1 protein-coding gene is annotated in these 884 nt (G+C 47.1%); it reads left to right on the top strand.

Annotated features, from left to right (window positions below):
- Positions 1-28: 28 nt before the first annotated feature.
- Positions 29-884, top strand: an 856-nt coding sequence (gene rlmD, locus R7Q46_RS25780; RefSeq protein WP_318078028.1) for a 23S rRNA (uracil(1939)-C(5))-methyltransferase RlmD, incomplete at its 3' end; no start/stop codon positions are given.

Below are 884 nucleotides of genomic sequence, written 5' to 3'. Positions count from 1 at the left end.
TTCCGATCTCACTAATCAGGCACAGAGCATGGCACGTATCTTTCAACCTAAAAAGAAAACGCAATTAAACACTCGTCACCAAGCGGTACAAGTAGAGCGTTTGGATCACCACGGCGCAGGTATTGCTTACCTTAAAAAGAAACCGTTGTTCATTGACGGCGCATTACCAGGTGAAGATGTGGTGACGCAATTGGTGGAAGAGAAGAGCAAATTTGCTCGTGGCAAGCTGATTAAAATCCTAAAGCCAAGCGACGCGCGCGTTGAGCCATTTTGTCCGCATTATCATGAATGTGGCGGTTGTGATTTGCAGCACCTCAATTATGACCAACAATTGACGCACAAACAGCAGACGCTGCGTCAGTTAATGCGAAAATTTGCTGGCAGTGACATTGAGTTGGATGCGCCAGTATTGGGCGAGTCTTTAGGTTACCGACGTCGTGCTCGCGTGAGTTTGTTTGTCGATAAGAAAACGCGTCAGTTGCACTTCGGCTTCCGCAAAAAGCAAAGCAAGCAAATTGCACAAGTGACGGATTGTCCGGTATTGGCTCCTGAGTTGAATGTGCTATTGCCTGAGATTTATTCGGTGCTAACAGCGTTCAAAAAGCCAGAGCAATTGGGGCATGTAGAACTGGTGTTGGGTGACAACGGGCCTTGTATCACGCTGCGACACTTAAGCAATTTGGCCGATGAAGAAGTCAGTGCATTAGTTGAATTAGCGACACGCCATCAAGCCTCGTTGTATCTGATGCCAGAAACTGACCAACTTAACTTAGTTGCAGGTGAGGTGCCTTTCTATCAAGAAGCGGGCGTAAAAATCCCTTTTGCACCGAACAACTTTATTCAGGTCAACCAAGCGGTGAACCAGAAAATGGTGGAACAGGCGA

Source organism: Vibrio sp. 811 (assembly GCF_033339195.1).
The sequence above is the reverse complement of the archived record's forward strand: the minus strand, read 5'-3'. Positions and strand labels throughout refer to the sequence as shown.